The organism is Pseudomonas sp. NMI760_13, from assembly GCF_021283245.1.
Lineage (GTDB): Bacteria > Pseudomonadota > Gammaproteobacteria > Pseudomonadales > Pseudomonadaceae > Aquipseudomonas > Aquipseudomonas peradeniyensis.
The window spans coordinates 1-1,094 of record NZ_JAJSRC010000087.1 but is presented as its reverse complement, the minus strand read 5'-3'; the positions used below and the strand labels follow the sequence as shown (position 1 = coordinate 1,094).

At 67.3% G+C, this 1,094-nt stretch carries 1 protein-coding gene; it reads left to right on the top strand.

The window, feature by feature from the left end; translation table 11 throughout:
- The coding region (locus LU671_RS29275; RefSeq protein ID WP_232857813.1) for an amino acid adenylation domain-containing protein at positions 1 to 1,094 on the top strand (1,094 nt) is incomplete at both ends.

Here is a 1,094-nt window from a genome sequence, read left to right as displayed (position 1 = left end):
AGACCGTGCACGCACTGGTCGAGGCCCAGTCGCCCGAAGCATTGGCCGTAGTACAGGGCGAGCTGAGTCTGAGCTATGGAGAACTCAATGAGCGCGCCAACCGCCTGGCTCATCATCTGATCGAGCGTGGCGTGGTCCTGGGCGACCGCGTGGCGCTGTGTCTGGAACGTGGCCCGCAACGGTTGGTGGCGATGCTGGCCGTGCTCAAGGCCGGGGCGGCGTATGTGCCGGTCGATCCGGGTTATCCGGCGCAGCGGATTGCCTACCTGCTCAGCGACAGTGCGCCAGCGCTGGTGCTGGTCGAATCGGCCACTGAAGCGTTGGTCGGCGATGCAGCCAAAGTCATGCTGGATGGCGATGACTGGCTCGGCCACGCGGCCAGCAACCCTGTGGTTGCGGGGCTGGACCAGAATCAGCTGGCCTATGTGATCTACACCTCAGGTTCCACCGGCCAGCCCAAGGGGGTGATGGTCGAGCACCGCACCCTGGCCAACCTGATCCACTGGCATTGCCAGGCCTTCGAGTTGGGCGAGGGCAGCCACACCTCCAGCGTCGCCGGCTTCGGCTTCGATGCCATGGCCTGGGAAGCCTGGCCGGCACTGAGCACCGGGGCGGTGCTGCACCTGCCGCCGGCGTCCATCGGCGGCGAGCATGTCGATGAACTGCTCGACTGGTGGCTGGAGCAGCCGCTGCAAGTGAGCTTCCTGCCGACGCCGGTCGCCGAGCAGGCGCTGCGCCGCGAACGCCAGCACCCGACCCTGCGCACGCTGCTGGTCGGCGGTGATCGCCTGCGCCAGTTCGACCGCGATCCGGGCTTTGCGCTGGTCAACAACTATGGCCCGACCGAGACCACCGTGGTGGCGACGTCGGGGCAACTGCAACCGGGCGGTGCGCTGCATATCGGCAAGCCGACCGCCAACACCCGCGTCTATGTGCTGGACGAGCAGCGTCAGCCCGTGCCGGTGGGAGTGACCGGCGAGCTGTACATCGGCGGCGCTCAGGTCGCCAGAGGCTATCTCAACCGGCCTGAACTGACCGCCGAGCGCTTCCTCGACGATCCGTTCAACGGCGGGCGGATGTACCGCACGGGCGAT